This is a genomic window from Aquitalea sp. S1-19 (assembly GCF_024343515.1).
In genome coordinates, this window is sequence record NZ_RJTZ01000329.1 from 1 (window position 1) to 892 (window position 892).

1 protein-coding gene and 1 pseudogene are annotated in these 892 nt (G+C 65.2%); one reads left to right on the plus strand and one right to left on the minus strand.

Annotation, left to right across the window (positions count from 1 at the left end; translation table 11 throughout):
- Positions 1-252, plus strand: a 252-nt coding sequence (locus tag EGI20_RS18850) for a hypothetical protein (RefSeq protein WP_498632332.1), incomplete at its 5' end; no start/stop codon positions are given.
- A 64-nt stretch (positions 253-316) separates the two neighbouring features.
- Here the strand turns inward: EGI20_RS18850 and EGI20_RS18855 are convergent.
- Positions 317-892: pseudogene (locus EGI20_RS18855) on the minus strand (YfcC family protein); the annotation flags it as partial.

The following is an 892-nucleotide window of genomic DNA, read 5'->3' on the forward strand; positions in this document are numbered from 1 at the left end:
CAGGGCACGCTGACGCCAGTTGGCGGTCAGTGGCAGCTCGAGCGCTGCAATGCCGTCAGGACGCACTACATGCTGTTGTTGCCAGAGGCGGCCATGGCGCAGCTCGAACAGGCATGGCGCTCGCGCCAGGGCCAGCCGGTGCAGGCTGGCGTGTTGGGGACGGTCTCCGCAGAAGGCGAGCATTGGCGCTTGCAGGTCAGTAGCGTGGTGACGCTTGCACCCGGTAGCTGTCATCTGGCGGATATGTTCTAGCTGTAAACCACAGCAGACAGATCGCAGCCGGCAGGCGGCGCGGGCCACCTGCCGGTAGTGGCGGCTAGATGAACATCACCTGCGCGACCAGCAGCAGCGCGCCGAAGCCCAGTACGAAGCCGACCATGGGCAGCACGAAGCGCACCCAGTGGTTGAAGCGCATGCCCAGCATCTGCGTGGTCGCCAGCACGAGGCCGGTCGGCGCGAGGTAGAGCATGGCGTACTGCCCCCAGTTGTACGCCGAGACGACGATGTAGCGCGGGATACCGACGGTGTCAGCCAGTGGCGCCATGATCGGCATCGACAGCACGGCAAGGCCGGACGACGATGGCACCACGAAGCCCAGCAGCGTGAAGACCAGCATCTGCGCGACCGCGAACACGCTGCCGTGCATGCCGGCGACGAGGCCGGACGCGTAATGCAGCAGGGTGTCCGAGATCATGCCCTGGTCGAGCACAATATTGACGCCGCGGGCACGGCCGATGATCAGCGACACCCCGACCAGTTCGGATGCGCCCTTGGTGAACGCGTCGACCAAGTCTTTTTCGGCCTCACCCGAGATGAACATGATGATGATTGCGATGGCGAGGAAGGACGCGGCCATCTGCGGGAACCACCAGCCGCCGGCCATCACGCCCCA